Origin of the sequence: Luteibacter yeojuensis (genome assembly GCF_000964085.1) — a bacterium.
Lineage (GTDB): Bacteria > Pseudomonadota > Gammaproteobacteria > Xanthomonadales > Rhodanobacteraceae > Luteibacter > Luteibacter yeojuensis_A.
Window position 1 is genome coordinate 1 of record NZ_JZRB01000043.1, and the last position, 22,948, is coordinate 22,948.

At 69.7% G+C, this 22,948-nt stretch carries 18 protein-coding genes and 1 riboswitch; of the genes, 7 read left to right on the top strand and 11 right to left on the bottom strand.

The genetic code is table 11. From position 1 onward, the window contains the following. Nucleotides 1-1,555: FAD-dependent oxidoreductase (locus tag VI08_RS16515; RefSeq protein ID WP_045830723.1), on the top strand; the 1,555-nt coding region annotated here is incomplete at its 5' end. A gap of 134 nt (nucleotides 1,556-1,689) precedes the next feature. Here VI08_RS16515 and VI08_RS16520 read toward each other — a convergent pair. Beyond that, nucleotides 1,690-3,294, bottom strand: coding sequence for a peptide chain release factor 3 (locus VI08_RS16520; protein ID WP_045830724.1), 1,605 nt, complete (start codon nucleotides 3,292-3,294; stop codon nucleotides 1,690-1,692). 191 nt (nucleotides 3,295-3,485) lie between these two features. After that, nucleotides 3,486-4,505 carry a cysteine synthase A gene (locus VI08_RS16525; protein WP_045830753.1) on the bottom strand — a complete coding sequence of 340 codons (1,020 nt, stop codon included), beginning with the start codon at nucleotides 4,503-4,505 and terminating at the stop codon, nucleotides 3,486-3,488. Nucleotides 4,506-4,763: 258 nt separating this feature from the next. Then, nucleotides 4,764-4,879: riboswitch (SAM riboswitch) on the top strand. A gap of 88 nt (nucleotides 4,880-4,967) precedes the next feature. Between VI08_RS16525 and metX the strand changes: the two genes are divergently transcribed. The 3 genes from metX to VI08_RS16540 are packed head-to-tail and all read left to right on the top strand — an operon-like array spanning nucleotide 4,968 to nucleotide 8,266. Then, a complete protein-coding gene (gene metX, locus VI08_RS16530; protein WP_045830725.1) occupies nucleotides 4,968-6,002 on the top strand; it encodes a homoserine O-succinyltransferase MetX in 1,035 nt (344 codons plus the stop codon). 3 nt (nucleotides 6,003-6,005) lie between these two features. Continuing rightward, entirely contained in the window at nucleotides 6,006-7,205 is a 1,200-nt protein-coding gene (metB, locus tag VI08_RS16535; protein WP_045830726.1) for a cystathionine gamma-synthase, read from the top strand. Continuing rightward, a complete protein-coding gene (locus VI08_RS16540) occupies nucleotides 7,202-8,266 on the top strand; it encodes a homoserine dehydrogenase (protein ID WP_045830727.1) in 1,065 nt (354 codons plus the stop codon). Before metB ends, VI08_RS16540 begins: the two co-directional genes overlap by 4 nt. Nucleotides 8,267-8,367: 101 nt before the next feature. Here VI08_RS16540 and VI08_RS16545 read toward each other — a convergent pair whose 3' ends face one another. Beyond that, nucleotides 8,368-10,044 carry an APC family permease gene (locus tag VI08_RS16545; RefSeq protein ID WP_045830728.1) on the bottom strand — a complete coding sequence of 559 codons (1,677 nt, stop codon included), beginning with the start codon at nucleotides 10,042-10,044 and terminating at the stop codon, nucleotides 8,368-8,370. Nucleotides 10,045-10,204: 160 nt separating this feature from the next. On the opposite strand from VI08_RS16545, the gene VI08_RS16550 reads away from it, so the two are divergent. Then, the gene (locus VI08_RS16550) at nucleotides 10,205-10,585 is read left to right on the top strand and encodes a hypothetical protein (RefSeq protein WP_045830729.1); all 381 of its coding nucleotides are present in this window, start codon (nucleotides 10,205-10,207) and stop codon (nucleotides 10,583-10,585) included. 52 nt (nucleotides 10,586-10,637) lie between these two features. On the opposite strand, the gene VI08_RS16555 is transcribed toward VI08_RS16550, so the two are convergent. Next, nucleotides 10,638-12,020 (bottom strand): L-serine ammonia-lyase, encoded by a 1,383-nt coding sequence (locus VI08_RS16555; protein WP_045830730.1) that lies wholly within the window; start codon nucleotides 12,018-12,020, stop codon nucleotides 10,638-10,640. 77 nt (nucleotides 12,021-12,097) lie between these two features. On the opposite strand from VI08_RS16555, the gene VI08_RS16560 reads away from it, so the two are divergent. Next, complete coding sequence (locus tag VI08_RS16560; protein WP_045830731.1) at nucleotides 12,098-12,322, top strand: glutaredoxin family protein; 225 nt, start codon at nucleotides 12,098-12,100, stop codon at nucleotides 12,320-12,322. Between the two features lie 110 nt (nucleotides 12,323-12,432). Here VI08_RS16560 and VI08_RS16565 read toward each other — a convergent pair whose 3' ends face one another. The 5 genes from VI08_RS16565 to VI08_RS16585 form a co-directional block, all read right to left on the bottom strand. Then, nucleotides 12,433-13,782: a GTP-binding protein gene (locus VI08_RS16565; protein ID WP_045830732.1), complete on the bottom strand. Its 1,350-nt coding sequence runs from the start codon at nucleotides 13,780-13,782 to the stop codon at nucleotides 12,433-12,435. Between the two features lie 2 nt (nucleotides 13,783-13,784). Further along, nucleotides 13,785-14,345 carry a YceI family protein gene (locus VI08_RS16570; RefSeq protein WP_045830733.1) on the bottom strand — a complete coding sequence of 187 codons (561 nt, stop codon included), beginning with the start codon at nucleotides 14,343-14,345 and terminating at the stop codon, nucleotides 13,785-13,787. Then, nucleotides 14,342-14,926: a cytochrome b gene (locus VI08_RS16575; RefSeq protein ID WP_045830734.1), complete on the bottom strand. Its 585-nt coding sequence runs from the start codon at nucleotides 14,924-14,926 to the stop codon at nucleotides 14,342-14,344. The genes VI08_RS16570 and VI08_RS16575 overlap by 4 nt, the downstream gene beginning before the upstream one ends. Further along, entirely contained in the window at nucleotides 14,910-15,533 is a 624-nt protein-coding gene (locus tag VI08_RS16580; RefSeq protein WP_045830735.1) for a YceI family protein, read from the bottom strand. Before VI08_RS16580 ends, VI08_RS16575 begins: the two co-directional genes overlap by 17 nt. A gap of 107 nt (nucleotides 15,534-15,640) precedes the next feature. Continuing rightward, the gene (locus VI08_RS16585; protein ID WP_045830754.1) at nucleotides 15,641-17,095 is read right to left on the bottom strand and encodes a GTPase; all 1,455 of its coding nucleotides are present in this window, start codon (nucleotides 17,093-17,095) and stop codon (nucleotides 15,641-15,643) included. Between the two features lie 111 nt (nucleotides 17,096-17,206). Here VI08_RS16585 and VI08_RS16590 point away from each other — a divergent pair, with 111 nt between their 5' ends. Beyond that, entirely contained in the window at nucleotides 17,207-20,707 is a 3,501-nt protein-coding gene (locus VI08_RS16590; RefSeq protein WP_045830755.1) for a hybrid sensor histidine kinase/response regulator, read from the top strand. Here the strand turns inward: VI08_RS16590 and lptG are convergent. Beyond that, entirely contained in the window at nucleotides 20,651-21,748 is a 1,098-nt protein-coding gene (gene lptG / locus VI08_RS16595) for an LPS export ABC transporter permease LptG (RefSeq protein ID WP_045830736.1), read from the bottom strand. The genes VI08_RS16590 and lptG overlap by 57 nt on opposite strands. Continuing rightward, a complete protein-coding gene (gene lptF, locus VI08_RS16600) occupies nucleotides 21,748-22,851 on the bottom strand; it encodes an LPS export ABC transporter permease LptF (RefSeq protein ID WP_045830737.1) in 1,104 nt (367 codons plus the stop codon). Before lptF ends, lptG begins: the two co-directional genes overlap by 1 nt. Nucleotides 22,852-22,948 lie beyond the last annotated feature (97 nt).

Here is a 22,948-nt window from a genome sequence, read left to right on the forward strand (position 1 = left end):
GAACAGCACGGTGCCCGCGGGCACCGTGCTGTTCCAGCGCGGCCAGCGCCGGGTCGATTACTTCTTTGTCCTCGAGGGCCGCATCGATGTCTACGATATCGGCGACGATGGCCAGCCACGCATCGTGGTCACCCACGAGCGCCACCAGTTCACCGGCGAGGTAGACCTCTTCAGCGGCCGGGAAACCATGGTGAACGGGCGCACGGGTGCCGATTCGCGGCTCGTCCGCGTCGACCCGGCCAGCTTCCGCCGCCTCGTGGCGGGCGAGCCGGATATCGGCGAGATCATCATGCGCGCCTTCATCCTGCGCCGCGTGGGGCTGATCCAGAGCGGGCAGGGCGGCGTGCTGCTGGCGGGCTCGGCGCACGCGGCCGATACGGTGCGCCTGCGCAGCTTCCTCATCCGCAACGGGTATCCGCACCGCCTGCTGGATACCGACCTCGACCAGGACGCCGCCCACCTCATCGAAGGCTTCGGCCTGCGGCCCGACGAATGCCCGGTGGTGATCCTGCCCGACCGCCGCGTGCTGCGTTGCCCGAGCACGCCCGAGCTGGCCGACATCCTCGGCATCACCATCGAGATCGACGCAAGCCACGTCTACGACGTGGCGGTCATCGGCGCCGGCCCCGCCGGCCTCGCCGCCGCCGTGTACGCCGCCTCCGAAGGCCTCGAGACCGTGGTGCTCGAAGCCCTGGCCCCGGGTGGGCAGGCGGGCACCAGTTCGAAGATCGAAAACTACCTGGGCTTCCCCACGGGCATCTCGGGCCAGGCCCTGGCCGGCCGCGCCCAGGTGCAGGCCATGAAGTTCGGCGCGCACATGGCCATCGCGCGCGAGGTGCGCAGCATGGATTGCTCGGCCCACCCCTACCGCCTGCACCTGTGCAACGACACGGTGGTGACCGCGAAATCGGTGGTCATCGCCACGGGCGCCCGCTACCGCAAGCTGGCGCAGGTGGATTACGAACGGTTCGAAGGGCAGGGCATCCAGTACGCCGCCACGGCCATGGAGGCCACGCTGTGCGAAGGCGAAGAAGTGGTGGTGGTCGGCGGCGGCAACAGCGCCGGCCAGGCCGCGGTGTTCCTGGCACGCACGGCGAAGCACGTGCACGTGCTGGTGCGCGGCGAAGGCCTTGCCGCCACCATGTCGGATTACCTGGTGCAGCGCATTTCGCAATCGCCGCGCATCACGTTGCACCCGTATTGCGAGATCGACCACCTCGACGGCGACACCTATTTGCGCGAGGTAGGCTGGTATTGCGTGAAGACCGATGCGCAGCAGCGCATCAAGGTGGCCGCGTTGTTCGTGATGATCGGCGCGGAACCTAACACGGCGTGGCTGCAGGGTTGCCTGGACCTGGACAAGAAGGGTTTCGTGCAGACGGGGCGGGACGCGGATGGCTATGCCACGCCGTCGCCGTATGCCACGACGTTGCGTGGGGTGTTCGCGGTGGGTGATGTGCGGTCGGGTTCGGTGAAGCGCGTGGCCGCGGGTGTGGGCGAGGGCTCGGTGGTGGTGCACGCGATCCACCGCTTCCTGCATCCCTCCCCGGTGTAGGAGCGCGCTTGCGCGCGATGCTCTTTGTTAAAGCATGCATTCGCGACAGCGAATGAACCGATAAAAAAAGCCCGGCATGTAGCCGGGCCGTTTAAGAGCATCGCGCACTAGTGCGCTCCTACATGGGGCGGTGGTTAGACGTCGACCGAGGCGGCGTGTTCGCGCGTGGCGGAGAAACGCACCTGTGGCCAGCGTTCGACCGCCAGCTGCAGGTTCACGCGCGTCGGCGCGAGGTACACCAGCTCGCCTGCCGCGTCGATCGCCAGGTTCGCTGCGTTCTTCTCCTTGAACTCCTCCAGCTTCTTCTCGTCGCTGCAATGCACCCAGCGCGCCGTGGCCACGCCCACCTGCTCGAAGCTCGCGTCGACGTTGTACTCGTCCTTCAGGCGGTAGGCGACGACATCGAACTGCAGCACACCCACCGCGCCCAGGATCAGGTCGTTCGACATGAGCGGGCGGAAGAACTGCGTGGCGCCTTCTTCGGAAAGCTGGGCGAGGCCTTTGTGCAGGGCCTTCATCTTCATCGGGTCGCGCAGGCGTGCGCGGCGGAAGAGTTCCGGGGCGAAGTTCGGGATGCCCGTGAACGACAGGCCCTCGCCTTCGGTGAAAGTATCGCCGATGGTGATCGTGCCATGGTTGTGCAGGCCGATGACGTCGCCGGGGTAGGCGCGCTCGACGATCTCGCGGTCGCTGGCCATGAACGTGAGTGCGTTCGCGATGCGCACTTCCTTGCCCGTGCGCGTCTGCTGCATCTTCATGCCGGCGGTGTAGGTGCCCGAGCAGATGCGCATGAACGCCACGCGGTCGCGGTGGGCCGGGTCCATGTTCGCCTGGATCTTGAACACGAAGCCGCTGAGCTTCTCTTCTTCCGGCAGCACTTCGCGCGTCAGCGTATCGCGCGAGCGCGGCGACGGCGCGTGTTCGACGAAGAACTCGAGCAGCAGTTCCACGCCGAAGTTGTTCACGGCGGAACCAAAGAAAACGGGGGTTTGCTTACCGGCCAGGTAGGCATCGGCGTCGAACGGGTTGGATGCGCCAAGCACCAGTTCGAGTTCGTCGCGCGCCTCTTGCAGGGCGGCTTCGCCGATGCGGGCGATGAGCTCGGGGTTGTCGAGGCCGCCCTTGAAGATCGTCGAATCTTGGCGGGTGAAGTTCTTGCCGGGTTCGAAGATGTGCACTTCGTCGAGCAGCAGGTGGTACACGCCCTTGAGGCGCGAGCCCATGCCGATGGGCCACGTCACCGGCGCGCAGGCGATGCCCAGCACCGATTCCACCTCGTCGAGCAGCTCGATCGGCGAGCGGCCCTCGCGGTCGAGCTTGTTGATGAAGGTCATGATGGGCGTGTCGCGCAGGCGGCACACTTCCATGAGCTTGATGGTGCGTTCTTCGACGCCCTTGGCGCAGTCGATGACCATGAGCGCCGAATCCACCGCGGTGAGCACGCGGTAGGTGTCCTCGGAGAAGTCCGCGTGGCCCGGGGTATCGAGCAGGTTCACGATGGCCCCGTTGTAGGGGAACTGCATGACCGAGGACGTGACCGAGATGCCGCGCTCCTTCTCAAGCGCCATCCAGTCGGACGTGGCGTGGCGGGCGGCCTTGCGGCTCTTCACCGAGCCGGCCATCTGGATGGCACCGCCAAACAGCAGCAGCTTTTCGGTGAGCGTGGTCTTGCCGGCGTCGGGGTGGCTGACGATGGCGAAGCTGCGCCGCCGCTTGGTTTCGGAGAGGTGGCTGGACATGGGGTGGCCGGGCTTGAGGGCTAACCGCGCATTCTAGCAGGGGGTGGGGGATGGGAAGTGGGAGCGTGGTCCGGCGAGCGGTCGAGGGGGCTGGCGGCGCGACGATGGCGATATGGCCAGCGCAGCACCTCCCGTCGCCTCGCGCGCCCGCCGGCCGTGCCGCCCCCACTTCCCACCCCCCAACCCCGCTCTCAGGCGCCCCCGAACGCCTCATCCAGCCACCCCGGCACCGGAATCCCCTTCTCCCGCAGGACCGCCGGGTTAAAAAGTTTCGCCTGATACCGCATCCCGCTGTCGCACAGCGCCGTCACCACCGTATGCCCCGGCCCGAGGTGCCGGGCCAGGCGGATGGCGCCGGCGATGTTCACGCCGCTGGAGAGCCCCACGCAGTAGCCCTCGTCGCGGAGCAGGGCGTGGACATGGGGGATCGACTCGGCGTCGGGGATGGACCAGGCCAGGTCGATGGGGGCATCGAGGAAGTTGGCCGTGAGGCGGCCATTGCCGATGCCCTCGGTGATGGAGCTGCCCTCTGCCTTCAGCTCGCCCGTGAGGACATGGCTGGCCAGCGCGGAGCCGGCCGGGTCGGCCAGGGCCACCACGATGCCGGGCCGGCGGGCCTTCAGGGCGCGGCCCACGCCGGCCAGGGTGCCGCCGGTGCCCGAGGCGCAGGCGAAGCCGTCCACGGTGCCGGCGGTTTGCTCCCAGATCTCCACGCCGGTGTGGGCCTCGTGCCACTCCCGGTTGGCCAGGTTATCGAACTGGTTGGCGAACCAGGCGCTGCCGGGGGCGGCCGCGTTCAGCTCGTCCGCGATGCGACGGGCCGTGGCGGCGTAGTGGTTGGGGTCGCTCCAGGGCGCGGCCGGCACCAGCCGGACGCTGGCGCCCGCGGCGCGCAGGGCGTCGATTTTCTCGCGGCTCTGGGTGTCGGGCATGACGATGATGGCGCGGTAGCCCCGGCTGTTGCCCAGCAGGGCCAGCCCGATGCCGGTGTTGCCCGCGGTGCCCTCGACCAGGGTGGCCCCCGGCCGCAGCAGGCCGCGGCGCTCGGCGTCGTCGAGCAGGCCCAGGGCCGTGCGGTCCTTCACGGAACCGCCGGGATTCAGGAACTCGGCCTTGGCCAGGATCTCGCAGCCCGTGGCGGCCGAGGCGCCCCGCAGGCGCAGGAGGGGCGTGCCGCCGATGCCGGCGCTGAGGGTGGGGTAGGTAGCCATGCGGGCCATGTTAACTGCGCCGAACGCTTCGTGGCCCCGTGCCCGCTGTGTCCCCGTGCTGCTTTTGCCCCTTGTGCCCCTTGTGGGAGCGCGCTTGCGCGCGATGGGGCTTGCACCAGGGCCATCGCGCGCAAGCGCGCTCCCACAGCGGTTTTCCGGCCTTTTCGTGGCCTGCGTCACGCTATCCGCAAGTTCTTTGGATGTTTAGACGTCTATACGGCTGTTGACATGGCCCGGATCGGCGCGTATCGTCGATTCCACTCATCGAGACCGGCTGAGGGACAGGCCCTTTGAAGCCGGGGCAACCTGCGGATTTCCGCGACGGTGCCAACTCCTGCGGTGCGTGGTTCGCCACGCAAGCCGATAGATGGGAATGCCCAAGCCGGCGTGCATCCGCGCACCGTGCCTGGCAGTCCGGCTACAGGTCGCCGCAGGGCTCGATCCCGACAGGAACCGCCGGACATGCCAGCAGAGCCCCTCACCGTGATCCCCCTCCACGAAGCAGCCGCCGCTGCCGCGCCCCGCGGCGCCGCCGACCTCACCGAGCAGCGCGGCACCCGCCGCGTCACGTTCGTGCCGAAATACGGCAGCGAAGCCGTCAGCGTCGATGTCCGCTACCTGTGGTGCGGCGCGCCGAACGCCCCCACGGTCATCGTGCAGGGCGGCATCTCGGCCACGCGCGATGTCTGCGCCGGCCGCGAGCGCCAGGGCTGGTGGCAGGAACTGGTCGCGGAGGGCGGTGCCATCGACCTCGCCCAATGCCGCGTGCTCTCCATCGACTGGCTCGTGCCCGACGATGTCGGTGGCGTCGATTCCATCTCCAGCGAAGACCAGGCCGCCGCGCTTGCCGCGCTGGTCGACGAGCTGGGCATCGCCCGCGTGCATGCCTTCATCGGTTCGTCGTATGGCGCCATGGCGGGCCTGGCCTTCGCCGCCAACCACGCCGACAAGGTCAAGGCGCTGGTGCTGCTTGCCGGTGCACACCGCCCGCACCCGCTCTCCACCGCGCAGCGCTCGGTGCAGCGTGGCATCGTGCGCCTGGGTCTCGCGTCGGGCCGCACCGACGAGGCGCTCGCCCTGGCCCGCCAGCTGGCGATGACGACGTACCGTGGCAGCGAGGAGTTCTCGCGCCGCTTCGCCGCCGGCCCCGAGCTGCGCGATGGCCGCTTCTACTTCCCGGTCGAGGATTACCTCGAACACGCCGGCCGCCGCTTCGTCGAGCGGTTCGACCCGCGGCGTTTCCTCGCCTTGTCGGAGTCGATCGACCTGCACGACATCGCCCCCGAGCGCGTGCACGCACCGACCACGCTGGTGGGGTTCCCGTCCGATCGCCTGGTGCCGCTCGCCGACCTGTGCGAACTGCAGCGCCGCATCGGTGCCACCGCCACGCTCGAGGTCGTCGATTCGCCCTACGGCCACGATGCCTTCCTGAAAGAAACCGTGCAGCTCGCCCCCGTGCTGCGTCACGCACTCAACGACTGTTTCGGAGCCTGTTGACCCATGACCCGTGAATCCCGCCTTTGCACCCGCGCCGTGCGCGCCGGCATCGAATCCGATACGCAGCATGGCGCCGTCGTGCCGCCGCTGCACCTCTCCACCAACTACGCGTTCGAAGGCTTCGGCCGCAAGCGCGCCTACGATTACTCGCGCAGCGGCAACCCCACGCGCGATCTGCTCGCCGAGGCGCTCGCCGAGCTGGAGGAGGGTGCCGGCGCCGTCGTGACCAACACCGGCATGTCGGCCGTGGCGCTGGCCCTGGAGCTGGTGCCTGCCGGGGGCCTCGTCCTCGCCGCGCACGATTGCTACGGCGGCACGTGGCGCCTGCTCGATGCATGGGCGAAGAAGGGCCGCTTCAGCGTCCGATTCGTCGACTTCACCGACCCGACCGCGCTCGCCGAGGGCCTTGCCGCCAAGCCGGGCCTGGTGTGGATCGAAACCCCGTCGAACCCGCTGCTGCGCATCACCGACGTACGCCACGTGGCACAGGCCGCGCATGCCGTCGGGGCGCTGGTCGTCGTCGACAACACGTTCCTCTCGCCTGCGCTGCAGCAGCCGCTGAAGCTCGGTGCGGACGTGGTGCTGCATTCCACCACCAAGTACATCAACGGGCACAGCGACGTGGTCGGTGGCGCGGTCATCGCGGCCGACCCGGCGGTGGCCGAGCAGCTGAAGTGGTGGGGCAACTGCAACGGCCAGACCGGTTCGCCGTTCGACAGCTTCCTAACCCTGCGCGGCATCCGCACGCTGGCGGTGCGCCTGCGTGCGCACGAAGAGAACGCGCGCCGCGTGGCCGCGCGCCTCGATGCGCACGATGCCGTGCAGCGCATCTACTACCCCGGCCTCGCGTCGCACCCGGGCCACGCGCTGGCCCAGCGCCAGCAGAAGGGCTTCGGCGCCATGCTCAGCTTCGAGCTGCGCGGTGGCGATGCCGCCATCGAAGCCTTCGTCGATGGGCTGCAGTACTTCTCGCTCGCCGAATCGCTCGGCGGCGTCGAGAGCCTTGTCGCACACCCCGCCACCATGACCCATGCGGCGATGGCGCCGGAAGCGCGTCGTACGGCGGGCATCGCCGACAGCCTGCTGCGCCTCTCCATCGGCATCGAGGATGGCGACGACCTCATCGACGACCTCGAAGCCGGCCTCGCCCGTGCCGCCGCGGTGGCCAACGCCGCCACGTCGAAACGCAAGGTTGGCGCATGAACGCGGTGGCGGCTTCCCTGGCGCCCGAGGCGCCGCGCACCGCCGTGGTGCTCCTGGGCACGGGTGTGGTCGGCCGCGCGCTGCTCACGCTGCTGGGCACGCCGGCGGCGGGGTCGCTCCGCCTCGTCGGCGCGGCCAACTCGCGTCGCCAACACGTCTTTGCCGACGGCCTGCGCCCGGCCGATGTGCCCGACGCGCTGGCGAAGGCCCGCGATGGCCGCGACAACGCGCCCTTGCTCGCGGCGCTCGACGCCACCGGTGCCGGGCGCAAGGTGGTGATCGATGCCACCGCGTGCACGAAAGAGGCCACCCGGCATGCCGAGTGGCTGGAACGTGGCTACCACGTGGTCACGGCGAACAAGGCGCTCGCCGGTGGCCACCTGCAAGGCTGGCGCGCGCTGCAGGCCGCTTCGGCCGGTGGCGCCGTTTACGGCGACGCCGCCACGGTTGGCGCGGGCCTGCCCGTGCTCTCCACGCTGCGCCGCCTGCGCCGCTGCGGCGACAGCCTGCTCACGCTCGAGGGTGTGTTCTCCGGCTCGCTGTCGTGGCTGTTCAACCAGTACGACGGCTCGCGCCCGTTCTCCGCGCTGCTCGGCGATGCCCGCCGCCTCGGTTTCACCGAGCCCGACCCGCGGTCCGATCTCTCGGGCGAGGACGTGGCCCGCAAGCTGCTGATCATCGCCCGCCACGCCGGCTTCGCGCTGGGCAGCGACGAAGTGGAGGTGGAAAGCCTCGTGCCCGAGCCGCTGCGCGACCTTGATACCAAGGCCTTCCTGGAGCGGCTGGGCGAACTCGACGAGCCGCTGGCACGGCGCCACGCGGAGGCGAAGGCCAAGGGCAAGGTGCTGCGCTACCTCGCCCGCCTGAACCAGCGCGGCCGCGCCCGCGTGGGCCTGGTCGAAGTCGGCCCCGACCACCCCGCCTCGCGCCTTTCCGGCACGGACAACCAGTTCGCGCTGACGACGACGCGCTATCACTCGACGCCGCTGGTGATCCAGGGGCCGGGGGCTGGCCCGGAAATCACGGCGCAAGCCCTGCTGGGCGACGTGCTGGCGCTGTGACCGGGGCCATGTAGGAGCCCACTCCCGTGGGCGAATCGCGCGCAAGCGCGCTCCCACAGATACAGCACAAACGAAAAGGCGCCCGGTGGGCGCCTTTTCTTTTAGCGGTGGCCGGTGGCTTTCCCGGCCTCGTCCGCGCTGGGCGGTAGCACCGGTTCGCCGTCGGGCGATTCCTCGTGGTGGAACTTAGCCGCTTCCACCATCGGGGTGCGCCAGCCCGAGGCGACGCCCCAGAAGTAGAACACCACGCCGATGACCGCGACGACGCCGAGATCGACGCCATAGGGGATGTAGTCGTGGCCGCCGAAGGTCTTGCTGCCCGCCCACGACACGGCCGCGAGGACCGGCAGGTACACGATGAGCCACCACGCACCGCTGAGGTGGCGGCGGAAGTCGTCCCAGCCGCTCTTGGCGGTGTAGTAGAAGTACAGCGGAAGGGCGATGACCATCAGCAGGATGATTTCGCCCGTGAGCGGCCACTTGGCCCAGTACAGCAGCTCGGTAGCGAAGATGAAGGCCAGGGCGGCCAGCACGGGCAGGCCACGGATGCGCAGCGGGCGCTTCAGCTCGGGGGCGGTGCGGCGCAGTGTCATGACGCTGACCGGGCCAGTGAGGTAGGAGATGATGGTGGAGACCGAGATCACCGCCGCCAGCGTGCCCCAGCCGCGGAAGAAGAACAGGAAGATGAAGCTCACCACCAGGTTCAGCCACATGGCCGGGCGCGGGATGCCGAAGCGCGGGTGGATGTGGCCGAAGATCCTGGGCAACTGGCCGTTGCGCTCCATGGCGTAGATCATGCGGGCCGTGGTCGCGGTGTACGTGGCGCCCGTGCCGCTGGGGCTGATGAAGGCATCGGCGTAAAGCAGGATGGCCAGCCAGTTGATGAGCAGGGCGGTGGCCAGCTGCGCGAACGGCGAGGCGTACTGCAACGCTGCCCAGCCCTGGCCGAGCTGGTCGGGCGGCACGGCGCCGATGAAGGCGACCTGCAAGAGGACGTAGACCACCGTGGCCAGCAGGATCGAGCCGATGACGGCGAACGGCACGCTGCGCCCGGGATTGTGCGCTTCGCCCGCCAGGTTCACCGGGCTCTGGAAGCCATTGAAGCTGAAGACGATGCCCGAGATGGCGACCGCGGTGAGGATCGACGAGATGTCGATGGCGTGGGCGCCGCCATGTGCACCGACGTGGAAGTTCTCGGGATGGAAGCTGGTGTACATCAGGGCGATGCCGGTGGCGGCAGGCACCACCAGCTTGAACACGGTGATGGCCGTGTTGCTCTTTGCGAAGAGCTTCACGCTCCAGAAATTGAGGAAGAAGTAGACCATGACCAGCACCGCGGCGATCGCCAGGCCCGGGTGGGTGAGTTCACCGTGGTCGGAGCCGGGGGCGACGTAGTAGAGCTCCTTGGTCCACTGCGCCCATTCCCACGGCCACGAGGCCATGTACTGTACGGAGGCCTCGGCTTCCACCGGGATGACCGAGACGATGGCGATCCAGTTGGCCCAGCCCGCGATGAAGCCCACGAGCGAACCATGCGAATAATGGCCGTAACGCACCATGCCGCCGGATTCGGGGAACATGGCGCCGAGTTCGGCGTACGTGAGGGCGATGAACAGGATGATCACCGCGCCGATGATCCAGGCGTAGATGGCGCCGGGGCCCGCGAGCTGGGCGGCGTGCCAGGCGCCGAACAACCAGCCGGAGCCGATGATCGAGCCCAGGCCGGTCAGCATCAGGGCGAAAGCGCCGACGTCGCGGCGGATATGGTGTTGGGACATGGGAACTCCGGTCGGACGGGGCGGGGGCTAACCCGGCCCAGGGCGGCACAAGAGCCGGATGATGACAGCCCCGGGCCCCCCTGTCAGCCAGAGAACCCCTACGCAAATCATGGCCACATCGATATACACTGGCCGATGCGGTAGGGAAGAAGGGGTTCGGATGCGATCGAAGGTAGTCGTCAACGGCATATGGCTCATCGCCATATCGGCATGCGGCATTGCCGCAGCCGAAGAGCCGTGGAGCGACAAGGGCCGGCAGATCGATTCGGAGTCATACGACCGTACCGCCAAGGGTTTTTACTTCACCCTCTACCCTGGCGAGGACCCGGTCGAATCCGTGCGGCGCTGCGCCATCACCATGCGTGAACTGGGGCACCTGGCCTCGGTTTCGTGCTTCGCCTACACCAGCCGGCAGCGCTTCGACACCCGCAAGGGCAAGCTCCGGGTCTGCTACACGGCGGTGGCCAACTGGTGGGGCGAGGACGAACCGGTGCGGGTGGAGACCGTCGAACGCCTGCCCAGGGTCTGCCCAACGAAGTAGCGGCAGACGCATCGCGCGCAAGCGCGCTCCCACGGGGGGAGCGGCGCCCCGTTCAGCATTCGATGACGTTGACCGCCAGCCCGCCGCGCGAGGTTTCCTTGTACTTGTCCTTCATGTCGCGCCCGGTATCGCGCATGGTGGCGATGACCTTGTCGAGCGAGACGTGGTGCTTGCCGTCGCTCTTCAGCGCCATGCGGCTGGCGTTGATGGCCTTGACCGCGCCCATGGCGTTGCGCTCGATGCAGGGGATCTGCACCAGGCCGCCGATGGGGTCGCAGGTGAGGCCCAGGTTGTGCTCCATGCCGATCTCGGCCGCGTTTTCCACCTGGGTGACGCTGCCGCCCAGTGCCGCGGCCAGGCCGCCGGCGGCCATGGAGCAGGCCACGCCCACCTCGCCCTGGCAGCCCACCTCGGCGCCGGAGATGGAGGCGTTCTCCTTGTAGAGGATGCCAATGGCCGCCGCGGTGAGCAGGAAGGTGATGACGCCATCCTCCGATGCCCCGGGGCAGAAGTGGCGGTAGTAGTGCAGCACGGCCGGCACGATGCCCGCGGCGCCGTTGGTCGGCGCAGTGACGACGCGGCCACCGGCGGCATTCTCTTCGTTGACGGCCAGGGCGTAGAGGTTCACCCAGTCGAGGATGGTGAGCGGATCGCGCAGGGCGGCCTCGGGCTGGCCGCGCAACTCGGCGGCCATGGCCGGGGCGCGGCGGTTCACCTTCAGGCCACCCGGCAGGGTGCCGGGCGAGCGCAGCCCGCGGGCGACGCAATCCTGCATGGCCTTCCAGATGGTGAGCAGGCCGGCGCGGGTCTCGGCCTCGCTGCGCCAGATGGCTTCGTTGCGCATCATCAGCTGCGCGATGGTGAGGTTGTTTTCGTTGCACAGGGCCAGGAGCTGGTCGCCCGTGGAAAACGCGAACGGCTGTTCGCTGGTATCGGCCACGATGCGGTCCTCGGCCGCCTCGTCGGGGTTCACCACGAACCCGCCGCCGACGGAGTAGTAATCGCGGGTGGCGAGTTCGTTGCCCTCGGCGTCGTACGCCGAGAAACGCATGCCGTTGGTGTGGAACGGCAGCTTCTGGCGCTTGTTGAACACCAGGTCGGCCTTCTCGTCGAAGGCGATCTCGTGGCGGCCCAGGATGCGGATGCGCTTGCCCTTGCGGATGCGCTCGAGCGTTTCCGCGATGGTGTCGGGGTCGACCCGGTCGGGCCATTCGCCCTCGAAGCCCAGCAGCACGGCCTTGTCGGTGCCATGGCCGCGGCCGGTCATGGCCAGCGAGCCGAACAGCTCGCAGCGCACGCGCGCCACGCGCGCCAGCACGCCCTTTTCTTCAAGCCAGTGCTCGGCGAACCGCGCGCCGGCGCGCATGGGGCCGACGGTGTGCGAGGAAGACGGGCCGATGCCGATCTTGAAGAGGTCGAAGACGCTGACTGCCATGGCTGGGGGTGGGGTTGGCTATGGGGAATAGCCGGCTATTCTACGCCCGACGGCCACGCCACCCCATACACCCCCGCATGCACACGTTCACACTCTTCCAGCGCGACGACTGCCACCTCTGCGACCAGGCGCTTGCGCTGCTGGCGCAGGCGCGTTTCCCCGACTTCACGTCGGCGTGGATCGACGATGACGAGGCGCTGGAGGCGCGCTACGGCACGCGCGTACCCGTGCTGCGGCGCAGCGACGGCGTGGAGCTCGACTGGCCCTTCACCGAGCAGGCCGCGCGCGACCTGGCCCGCTGACGCGCCTGCTCCCCCCTGTGGGAGCGCGCTTGCGCGCGATGCCCTTTCGACAAGGCTCGCCCGAAACATCGCCTGCAAGCAGGCTCCCACAAATAGCCTCATCACCAGGCTCAGCGCTTCAGCCGCTTAAGGATCTCCTCGCGCGCCTCGCGCAGGATCGAGTCGCGGTCGAGGCTGGCCACGATGTCGGCCACCGCGCGCTTGGCGCCGTGCTCGCCCCACGACTTGCCGGCGACGAGGTAATGCTCCGCGGCCCGGCCGATCAGCACGGTGGCGTACCAGCCGAGCGCGCCCTGGGCCGCGGCGGTCACCACCACCGATAGCCCGCCGCTGAGGCCCTTCAACGCCGATGCCACCAGTTGCACGCCCCACACCGCGCCCATCAGCGCCGCGAGCTGCGTGCTGATGACGGCGACGAGGCGGCCGGATTCCGCGCGCGTCAGCGGCAGGCCGTACACGCGGCTGAGCTGCACCACCATCGCCGCGTCCAGGCCGCCGGCCAGGAGCAGGTCGGCCACCGGGATGGGGTTGAGCGCCACGGCCACCGCCTTCGCGATGCAGTATTGGCGGATGACGCCGGAGGCGACGTCACGGCGCGCGACGGCGATGCGCGCCGTGACCTGGTCGGTGAGCCTGCCAGCGAAAAGGCCGGCATGGATGGCGGCAAGCGCCTTGCCTTCGCGCTCGGCGACGGCGAGCAGGCGCTGCTTCAGCACGGCAACCTCGGGGCCACGTGTTTCGCTCGCGGTGTGTTCGCGGCCGTGCGCGTCCACTTCGACGACGAGGCGCGGCGCGGGCCGTGCGGCGACGGCGAGCACGTCCTCGCGGCGCACCAGGCCGGCGGCATGCTCGCGCAGCCGCGCCAGCAGGCCCTCGCACTCGTCGTCGTTGTAACGGTCGGCCTTGTTCAGCACCAGCAGCAAGGGCCGCGCCGTGGCGGCGAGGATGCGCAGCGCATCGCGTTCCTCGCGCGTAAGGTCGCCATCGGCCACGAACACGATGAGGTCGCTGACCTCGGCCACCTCGTACGCCAGCTTCTCGCGGGCCTCGCCGCCGAGCTCGTTGATGCCCGGGGTATCGATGAGCACGAGGCCGGCGTGCGCCGCTTCGTCCAGACGCACCGCATCGGCTTCCGTCGTCGTGCCGTGCAGCACGCCCATCGCAAATGCATCGCGCCCGAGCAAGGCGTTGCCCAGCGCCGATTTACCGGCGGAGACGCGGCCGAACACGGCCACGTGCAGTTCTTCGCGCTCGATGCGCTCGAGCATGTCCTCGACGCGGCGGAAGTCGGCCGCCATGGCCGCGCGTACGTCGGCAGGGATGGTCGGGTCGTCGAGCAGGCCGCGCAGGCTGGCCCCGACGGCACCGCCACGGGCGTCCGCTGCGGGCACGCCAGGCGTGCCGCGGCGGCGGAAGCGGCCCGTGAGGCCGCGCAGGCGATCGCGCCAGCCCTCGGCCATGCTTACTTCGGCAGGAGGTTCAGCGTGCCATTGACCAGCACGTCATCGGCGATGGTGCTGGTGTCCTTGTAGTCGCCGCTGCCCACGCCGTAATCGAGGCGCTTCATGCTGCCGGTGACCGACAGGCGCGCGCCACCCGCGGCGGGGTTGAAGACGACCTTGAGCGCGAGCGGCTTGCTGACGCCGTGCAACGTGAGCGTGCCGTTGGCCACGACGTTGCCCTTGGCATCCTTGGTGAAGCCGGTGGTCACGTAGTGGGCCTTGGGGAATTTCGACGCATCGAAGAAATCGGCCGTGGGCAGGGCCTTGTCACGATCGCTGTCGCCGGTCTTCGCAGTGGCGACGTCGACGGTGACGTCGAACTTCGCCGTGGCGAGGTTGGCCGGGTCGTAGCTGATGGCCGCGTCGAACTTGCCGAACGAGCCATCGAACTGCTGGCCCTGGAACTTGCCGCTGAAACCGAGCGTGCTGCCGGGGCCGACCGTGTAATCCGCCGCGGTGGCGGCGAAGGGCAGGGCCAGCGCAAGGGCCAGCGCGGCGAGGCGGCGGGTGGGCGACGTCATGGCGTATCTCCGGGAGGGGTGGGGGTGTTCCGCTTCGCACGCCCGAACGGCAGCATGCGGCGGAGGGTGTCGTCACGGTCGATGAAGTGGTGTTTCAGCGCGCCGCCCACGTGGGCGACGAGCACCAGCAGCAGCAACCAGAACAGGTAGACATGCACCGTGCCGAGCGTGTTGGAGAGCTCTTCGTTCTTTTCCACCAGCGCCGGCAGGTTGAACTGCTTGAAGTATTGCAGCGGGAAACCGTGGGCCGAATTGAACGCCCAGCCGCTGAGCGGGATCGCCACGATCAACAGGTAGAGGAAGCCGTGCACCACGTGCGCGGCCAGCTGCTGCCAGCGCGGCGCGGGTTCATCCGGCGGGCGGCGGTCGAGCATCTTCCACGCCAGGCGCAGCACGAACAGCGCCAGCACGGTGAGGCCGATCGACTTGTGCAGCGCGAACATGTTGATCTTGTTGAGCGACGGCTTCAGGCCATCCATGTAGAACGCGAACGCGCCATTGCCGAGGATCAGCAGCGCCATCAGCCAATGGAACGTCTTGGCGACGGTGCTCCACCGCGTGGGTTCACTGCGCAGGGGCATCGGGGGTGTCCTTGTCGTGGCTGGCGGGGCCCTTGCCGCCGCCGATGGCTTCGATTTCCAGCCATACCGACACCGGGGTGCCGATGGAGCCGGTGTTGGAGGTCATGCCGAACATCGTGCGGTCGAGCACGATGTTGGCGGAGAAACCGGCGACGGTGTGCATGCCGTAGATGGTCCTGCCCACGCGGTTCACCCGGAAAGGGATGTCGAGCGGCACCGTGGTGCCGCGCAGGGTGAGCTTGCCGTGCAGCACGCCTTCGTCGTTGGTCTTTTTTTCGACCGAGTCGCTCACGAAGCGCGCGTTGCGTTCGCGGTCGGTGTCGAGCAGGCTGCTGCCGCGCACCGCCTTGTCCCACGCCGGGTCGCCCATGTCCACCGAGGCCAGGTCGATCGTCGCCGTGACCGATGAATCGGGCCAGTTGTCGGGATCGAAACGGATATCGCCGTCGGTGATGCGCAGGCGGCCAAACGACCGGGAGTAACCGTTGTGGTCGACGTTGAACACCACCGCGCTGTGCACCGGGTCGATGCGGTATGCCTGCGGCGCGGCGTGCGCGCTCGCGGCCATGGCAAGGGCGAGGATGCCGAGGGAAAGGGGATGTCGCATCAGGGGGCCTGCTCCATCGCGGGGCCGCCCCGGGGGCGGCCGATGGGAAAGAGTGTGGCCGACGGCGCCGGCCTTGTCAGCCCGCGCGCCGCGAACGGATCGTTCACTCAGCGATCCCGCAGGGCATCGGAGGTGAGTTCCGCCAGCTGGCGCAGCCGGTTGCCACGGGTATCGCCCAGCAGGTCGCGCAGCCGTTCGCCCGCCGCGGCCTGGTCGAGCTGGTGGCGTTCCGCCAGGGTGGCGGCGAGCGCCTTGCCCAGGCTGTCGAACACCAGCGCATAGGCGAACGCGTGCAGCACGCCCCCGCCGAGCGTGCCAAGGCCAGGGAACGCCTTGAGCGCGTTGCCGGCCACCGCGAGCACGACGGAGGTGCCCGTTCGAAAGGTCATGCGGACCTGGCCCAGCAGGGCTTCGACTTCCACGTCGGTGACGCGCACGCCGTACAGATCGGCCAGCGCGCGGACGAGCCCCGCCGCCAGGGCGCCCTGGATCACCAGGTCGGTGCCCGGCGCCACCGCGGCCATGGCGCCCACGATGGCGCGGCGTGCATAGCGCGTGACGATGCGTTCGGCGTCCGCGGCGCGCTGCGCCTGTTCCACCGCGGCGGTACGGTCGTGCAGGCCCGCGAGCACCGCGTTTTCGCGGGCGGGTTCGAGCGACGCCGCGCCCGGCGCCACCAGCCGCGCCAGGGCATCGAGCAAACCGCCGACCTCGGGCTTGCGCTGGCGCCGCACGTCCTCGGTGCTGCCATCGGCGAGGCGCCGGGTGAAGCGTTCCTCGCCGCCTGCGCTCAGCATTACCACCGCATCCGGCACGCCACCGCTGCTGGCGCGCAGGTGGCGCGTGATGCGCTCGCGTTCGGCGTCGTCCCACTGGTCGGCCTTGTTGACCGCGAGCACCAGCGGCTTGCCGAAATCGCCGAGCCAGCGCAGTTCCTCGCCCTGCGTGCGCGTCAGGTCGCCGGCGCAGACATACACCACGGCATGCGCGCGCAGCGCTTCCTCGCGTGCCATGCGCTCGCGCGCGTCGCCGTCGGCCTCGGCCGTGCCAGGCACGTCGGCGATGGCCCATGCGGTGCCGTCGGGGGCCGTGCCCTCGTAGTGCGCCACGTCGCGCGTGGTGCCGCCGCGTGCATCGCTGCGCACCGCGGCGCCCGGGACAAGCGCGCCAATGAGCGTCGACTTGCCAGTCGATATCTCCCCGAACACCGCGATGTACAGGCGGCCACCAAGGCGACGTCGATCAAGTTCGCCCAATTCACTACGAAGTTCCTCAGTGTCGGCACCGGCGTCGCGTAACGCGGCAAGGCGCCCCTCCAGCGAGGGGCGGTCGGGTGCGGCGACCGGTGCGCGTGGCTTGCGTGGCCGCAACCACCACGCACCGACCGCGACGCCGCCGGCCAGCAGCAGCGCGAGCACCGCGCCGAGCAGCCAGCGCAGCGCCTCGGGCAGCGCCATGTAGCGCTGCGCCAGGGCAAGGCCGCGCTCCAGCGTGGCCAGCAGGAGCCAGGCGAGGGCGGCGATACCGATGGCCGCGATGAGCAAGCGAAGTCGGCGTGACATGCCGCGCATTCTACGGGCAAGCGAATCAGGGATGCCCTACATCATTGCCGTGGCGATGCATGCCATCATCGGGCGCTGACAAGGAACCCAAAGCGTATGCATCACACGCGCATGGCGAGATGGACTCTCGCGGCGGTGGCCCTCGCCATCGTCTTCATCGCCCGGGCCGCGCCCGCGGGCATGCCGCCCGTCCCCACGCCGCAGTTCCGCAGCTATGGCCTGCACGAGGGCCTGCCCAGCAGCAAGGTCAACGCGGTGGCCCAGGATGCGCAGGGCTTCCTCTGGGTGGGCACCGCCTCGGGCCTTGCCCGGTTCGATGGCGTGTCGTTCACCACGCCTGCGCTGGGCACCGGTGGGCACGCCCTGCCGCCCATGCCGGTCACCACCCTGCTCGTCGACGGTGGCGGCCGTGTGTGGATGGGCGGCGCGGAGCTGGGCCTGGCTCGCTACGACCCGGCCACCGGGGCGTTCGTGCACTGGCGCGACGGCGTGGGCGACGGCGACGTGCGCGCCCTGGCGCAGGGCCGCGACGGTAGCCTGTGGGTTGGCACGGCCCGGGGGCTCGACCGCATCGACGGGGAGGGCGGCAGCCTAGGCCACCACGACGTGGGCACCGTCCATGCCCTGCAGGCCGACGGCGATGGCCGCCTGTGGGTGGGCGGCGAGCGTGGCGTGGCGATCATCGAGCCCGATGGCCAGGCATCGCCCGCGCCGTTCGGCGACGGCCCGGTGCCCCGCGTGCTTGGCATCGACCTGCGCCGTGGCGACGCCATGCTGGCCACCGCCGGCGGCCTCTACCGCCGCGCGGCCGACGGCACGTTCCGCCGCGACCGGCGCGTGCCCGCCACGCCCGTCTACAGCGCGCTGGCCGATAGCCACGGCACCACCTGGATCGCCAGCCTCGAGGGCCTGCTCATGCTCGACAGGCACGGCCGCGTGCACGCCGTGGCGGGGGCGTGGCTGGCGCAGGGCGGGTTACCGGGGCGCTCGGTTCGGGGCATGGCCGAGGACCGGGAGCACGGGCTGTGGTTCGCGCTCAACGATGGCGGGCTCGGTTACCTCGGCCCGAGCTGGGAGGACTTCACCCGCTTCGCGCATGTCGCCACCGACCCGCTAAGCCTCCCCGGGCGCACGGTCACCGCGGTGGCGGCGCACGGCGAGAGCCAGCTCTGGGTGGGTGGCCTGCGCGGCTGGGTGCGCGCGTTCGACCCCGCGTCGGGGCGCACGGGCCAGGCCTATGACATCGGCAGCGCGCGCGTCCAGGCGTTGCTCGAAACGCAAGCGGGCGACCTGCTCGCCGGCACGGTCGATGGCCTCACCCTCATGCGCGGGGCGCGTGCCATGCCCTGGCTGCGTGGTGCCATCGACAGGCCCGTCACCAGCATGACCCAGGCGCCCGATGGCACGGTGTACGTGGCGGCGGTGGGCACCGGCGTCTTCGCCGTGGATGCCGGCCTGCGCCACGCCGTGGCGCTGCCGTTCGACGAGCCGCGGCGCGGCGCGCTCGATACCCGCCAGGTGGAAATCGTCGGCGGCGAGCTGTGGCAGGCGAGCCTGGCGGGCCTGGCCCGGCGCGACCGGCGCGACGGTGCCATGCATTTCATCGAGGGCGTGGCGCCGGGGCGGGTCAACGCCTTCGAGCCCGACGACGACGGCTTCTGGGTCGTGCGCCCTGGCCTGCTCGAGCACTACACGTGGGAAGGGGGGCACGCATTGCTCGATCGATCGCTGGGCGGCGCGCAGGGGTTCCCCGCGGCGGACATCCTCAACATCCGCCGCGATGCCACGGGCCGGCTCTGGCTGTACGGCCAGACAGGCGTGTGGCGGTTCGATCCACGCAGCAGCCTGTTCCGCCCGTTCGGCCTCGCCGATGGCCTGGCCAACGGCGAGTTCACCCATGCCACCACCGTGCGCCTCGGCGATGGCACGACCTATGGCGCCACCCTTGGCGGCCTGGTGGGCTTCCGGCCCGACCGCCAGCGCGACCACTCGCGCAAGCCGGGCGTGGCGCTGCTGGGCGCTAGCGTGTTGCGCGGCGGCGTGCGCACCACGGTGCCTGCCGACGATGGGGTGCTGCGCCTTGCGTGGGATGACCGCGAGCTCACGGTGCGCGCGCGGGCGCTCTCCTACGTCAACCCCGACCGCAACCACCTCGCGTTCCGCCTTGGCGACGGCCGCTCCGGCGCCCTCGTGCAAACCGGCAAGGAGGGCGAGGCGCATTTCGCCCCCCTGGTGCCCGGCCGCTACCGCCTGGCCATCACCGGCAGCGGGCGCGATGGCATCGATGGCGCGCTGGCCGCGCCGCTTTGGGTCATCGTACCCCCGCCGCCGTGGCTAAGCGGGTGGGCCTGGTTCACCTATGGCTCGGTGGCCTTCGTCGTGGCCATCGTGGCGGTGCGTGCCGCCCGCGTGCGCATGCGCCAGGCCATGCGCGTGCAACTGGCCGAGCAGCAGCGTCGGCTGGCCGAGGAGGCCAACGCGGCCAAGACGGAATTCATGGCCACGCTGGGGCACGAGATCCGCACGCCGATGACCGGCGTGCTGGGCATGGCCGAGCTGCTCGCGCGCACGCCGCTGGATGCCTCGCAGCAGGCCTATGTCGAAGCGGTGCGGCATTCGGGGGCATTGCTGTTGCGCCTGGTCAACGACGCACTCGACCTCACGCGCATCGAAGCGCGCCGCCTGGTGCTCGAGCCGGAATGCGTATCCCCGCGCGCCGTCGCCTCGGCCGCCATCGACCTCGCCGCGGCCACCGCGCGTGACAAGGGGCTGTCGTTATCGCTGGCCGTCGATGCGGCCGTGCCGCGCACGGTGTGTGCCGACCCGGTGCGCCTGCGCCAGGTGGTGCAGAACCTCGTGAACAACGCGGTGAAGTTCACCGAACGCGGCGGCGTGTCGGTCCAGCTTGGGCACGGCCCGGCGGGGCTGGTCGTCACGGTGCGCGACACCGGCCCGGGCATGGACCGCGAGCTGATGGGGCGGCTGTTCGAACGCTTCGAGCAGGGCGGCACGAAGCAGCGCGGGGAGGGCTCGGGCCTTGGGCTCGCCATCTGCCATGAGCTGTGCACGCTGATGGGTGGCCGCATCACGGTCGATAGCGTGCCCGGCGTCGGCAGCGCCTTTGAAGTCGTGCTGCCGTTGCCGCCCTGCGGCTGCGCCGGCGGTGCGTGCGCCGCCCGCGAGGAAGGCGCCATCGCTTCCGTCGGCCGCCGCGTGCTGCTCGTCGAGGACGATGCCGTCGTGGCCGAAGTCATCGCCGGGCTGCTCCGCCAGCGCGGGCACGAGGTGCTCGTGGTGGGCGATGGCCTGCTCGCGCTGGCCGAACTCACGCGGGCGCCGTTCGACGTCATGCTGCTCGACCTCGACCTGCCGGTGATGGACGGGTTCCAGGTGGCGCGGATGGTGCGCCGCATGGAGGGCATGGCGGCCATGCCCATCGTCGCCGTGACCGCCCGCTCGGCGGGGGACGAGGGCGAGGCCACCCGCGCCGCGGGCATGGATGCGCTGCTGCGCAAGCCGCTCACCGGCGATGCGCTGGCGGCCGCGCTGGAAGTGCTACCCGAAGCGGCGGAAGTAGGCGAGGGCGCCCACCACCAGCAGGCTGGTGGGTAACAAGTTCGCCATGAGTGGCGGCACGCCGTACACCGTGCCGAAGTTCACCATGGCGCCGGAGAGGAAATACCAGCCGATGGCGAGGATGATGCCGATGAAAAGCCGCTTGCCGAAGCCGCCCGAGCGCAGCGAGCCGAACGCGAATGGCATGGCGCACAGCACCAGCACCAGCACGTTCAGCGGGAACACCACGCGGCCCCAGAACGCCACGGCGTAGGCGCCGGGGTTCTGGCCGTTCGATTCCAGGTAACGCATGTTGCGGCGCAGGTCGGACATCGACAGGTATTCGGGGTGGATGATCGATTGCTCGAGCACGTGCGGGTTGAGCCGCGATTTCCACGCCTGGCTGGGCGCCGTGCTGCTGTGGATGCCGGTGTCGTCGCGGGTGCTGGTGCGCACGTTGGTCATCACCCACTGGCTGCCGTCGTGGATGGCGCTGTCGCCGTGCGAGAACTCCGCCACCTGGCCATCGGGCGTGAAGGTGAAGACGCGCACGTCGACCAGCTTCACCGTGGTGCGGTCGCCATCCTGCGTGGCGATGGCCGACTTGGCGTTGATGATCTTGCCGCCGTCGCGCGCCCACAGCCCGCTGCTGGTGGAGCCCAGGTTGCTGGAGCGCATGCGCACCTGGATGGCCTGGGCGTGCTGGTCGCCGTAGGGCGCCGCGGTTTCGCCCATGACCACCACCAGCGCCGTGACCACGGCGATGACGCCCGCGGCGGAGACGGCGATGCGCAGCTTGGACATGCCCGCCGCGCGCAAGGCGGTGAGTTCGCCCGTGGCCGCGAGGCCGCCCAGGCCCAGCAGGCCGCCGATGAGCGCCGCGTTGCTGAACATCTGGTAGAGGCGCCGGGGCACCGTCAGCATGATGTAGGCGATGGCGTCGTAGAGCGTGAAGCCGTTCTTGCCGATGTTGCCCAGCTGGCGCACGAACTGGGTGAGCGCGTCGAAGCCCGTCAGCACCAGCCATACCAGCAGCAGGGTGCCGAGGACGCTGGCGCCGATGAGGCGGTCGGCCCGCTTGATCGTCAGCGTGGCCATCACGCGGCTCCCTTCATGCGGCGGGGCGCGTTCTGCTTCCAGAAGAACCAGGCGGCGATGGTGAACACGATGGCGTGCAGCAGCCAGATGGGCACCGAGGTATGCAGGTGGCCCTTGATGATCTGCGCGCGGGCGATGAGCTGCCACACCACGTAGAGGAAATAGGCCAGCACCGCGACGAGGAGGCGGCCGTAGCGGGCGTCGCGCGGCGCCTGCCGCGACATGGGCAGCACCATCATCATCAGCACGAGGGTGGAGACGGGTGCCGCGAACCGCGAGACCAGCTCGCCCAGGGCCTCGGGCGTGCCGGCCTTGAACAGCTGGCCCGTGGTGGATTCGTGGGCCGGGTCGGTGTCGTCGTCATCGTCGGTGATGTTGGAGAGCGAGACGTCGTTGCGTTCGTACTTCATGCGGCGCCAGTTATCGCCCGCCAGCGGGATCTCGAACTGCCAGCCATCGAACAGGGCGAGGAAGCGATCCTGCCCGTCGCTTTCCTGGTACATCTGGCCGTGGCGGGCGTTGACCACGCGCACCTGGGGGTTGCCGTCGGAATCGACCCGGTCGGTGGCCAGGAAGGTCTTGCCCAGCACCGTACCGTCGCGGCTCAGCGTATCGACGAAGATGATGCCGCCCTTGCCGGGCAGCTCGGTGAACCGGCCGGCGTCGAGGCCGGCGGCGATGACCGACTTGTTGGCGGCGGCGATGACCTGGTCGGCCGTGCGCGAGGCCCAGGGGCCCGCCCACAGCGACAGGATGCCCACCAGGATGGTGGACAGCACGGCCAGCAGGGTGACGGGGCGTAGCATGCCCCGGGGGCCCATGCCCGAGGAGGCCAGGACGTGCATCTCGCTTTCGCGGTACATGCGGCCCAGGGCGATCAGGGTGCCCAGGAAGGCGGCCATGGGGAGCAGGGTGGAGAGCAGGTCGAGCATCTGCAGGCCCAGCACCTCGAACATGATGCTGGGCTGGATGCTGCCGTTGGCCACCTTCTGCAGCACGCCCGCGAAGGCGCCGCCGGCGAAGATCACCAGCAGCACCACGGCCGTGGCCAGGATGCCGTAGGCAAGTTCGCGCAGGAAGTAGCGGTCGAGGATGCTGAGCATTTGGTAGAATTCGCGGTTCGTGCCGCGTCAGTCCTGGCCGGCAAACCTTAAGTCTAGCTTGTCCGCGTCCCGGACGGCTTTCGCAGGACAGTAAGTC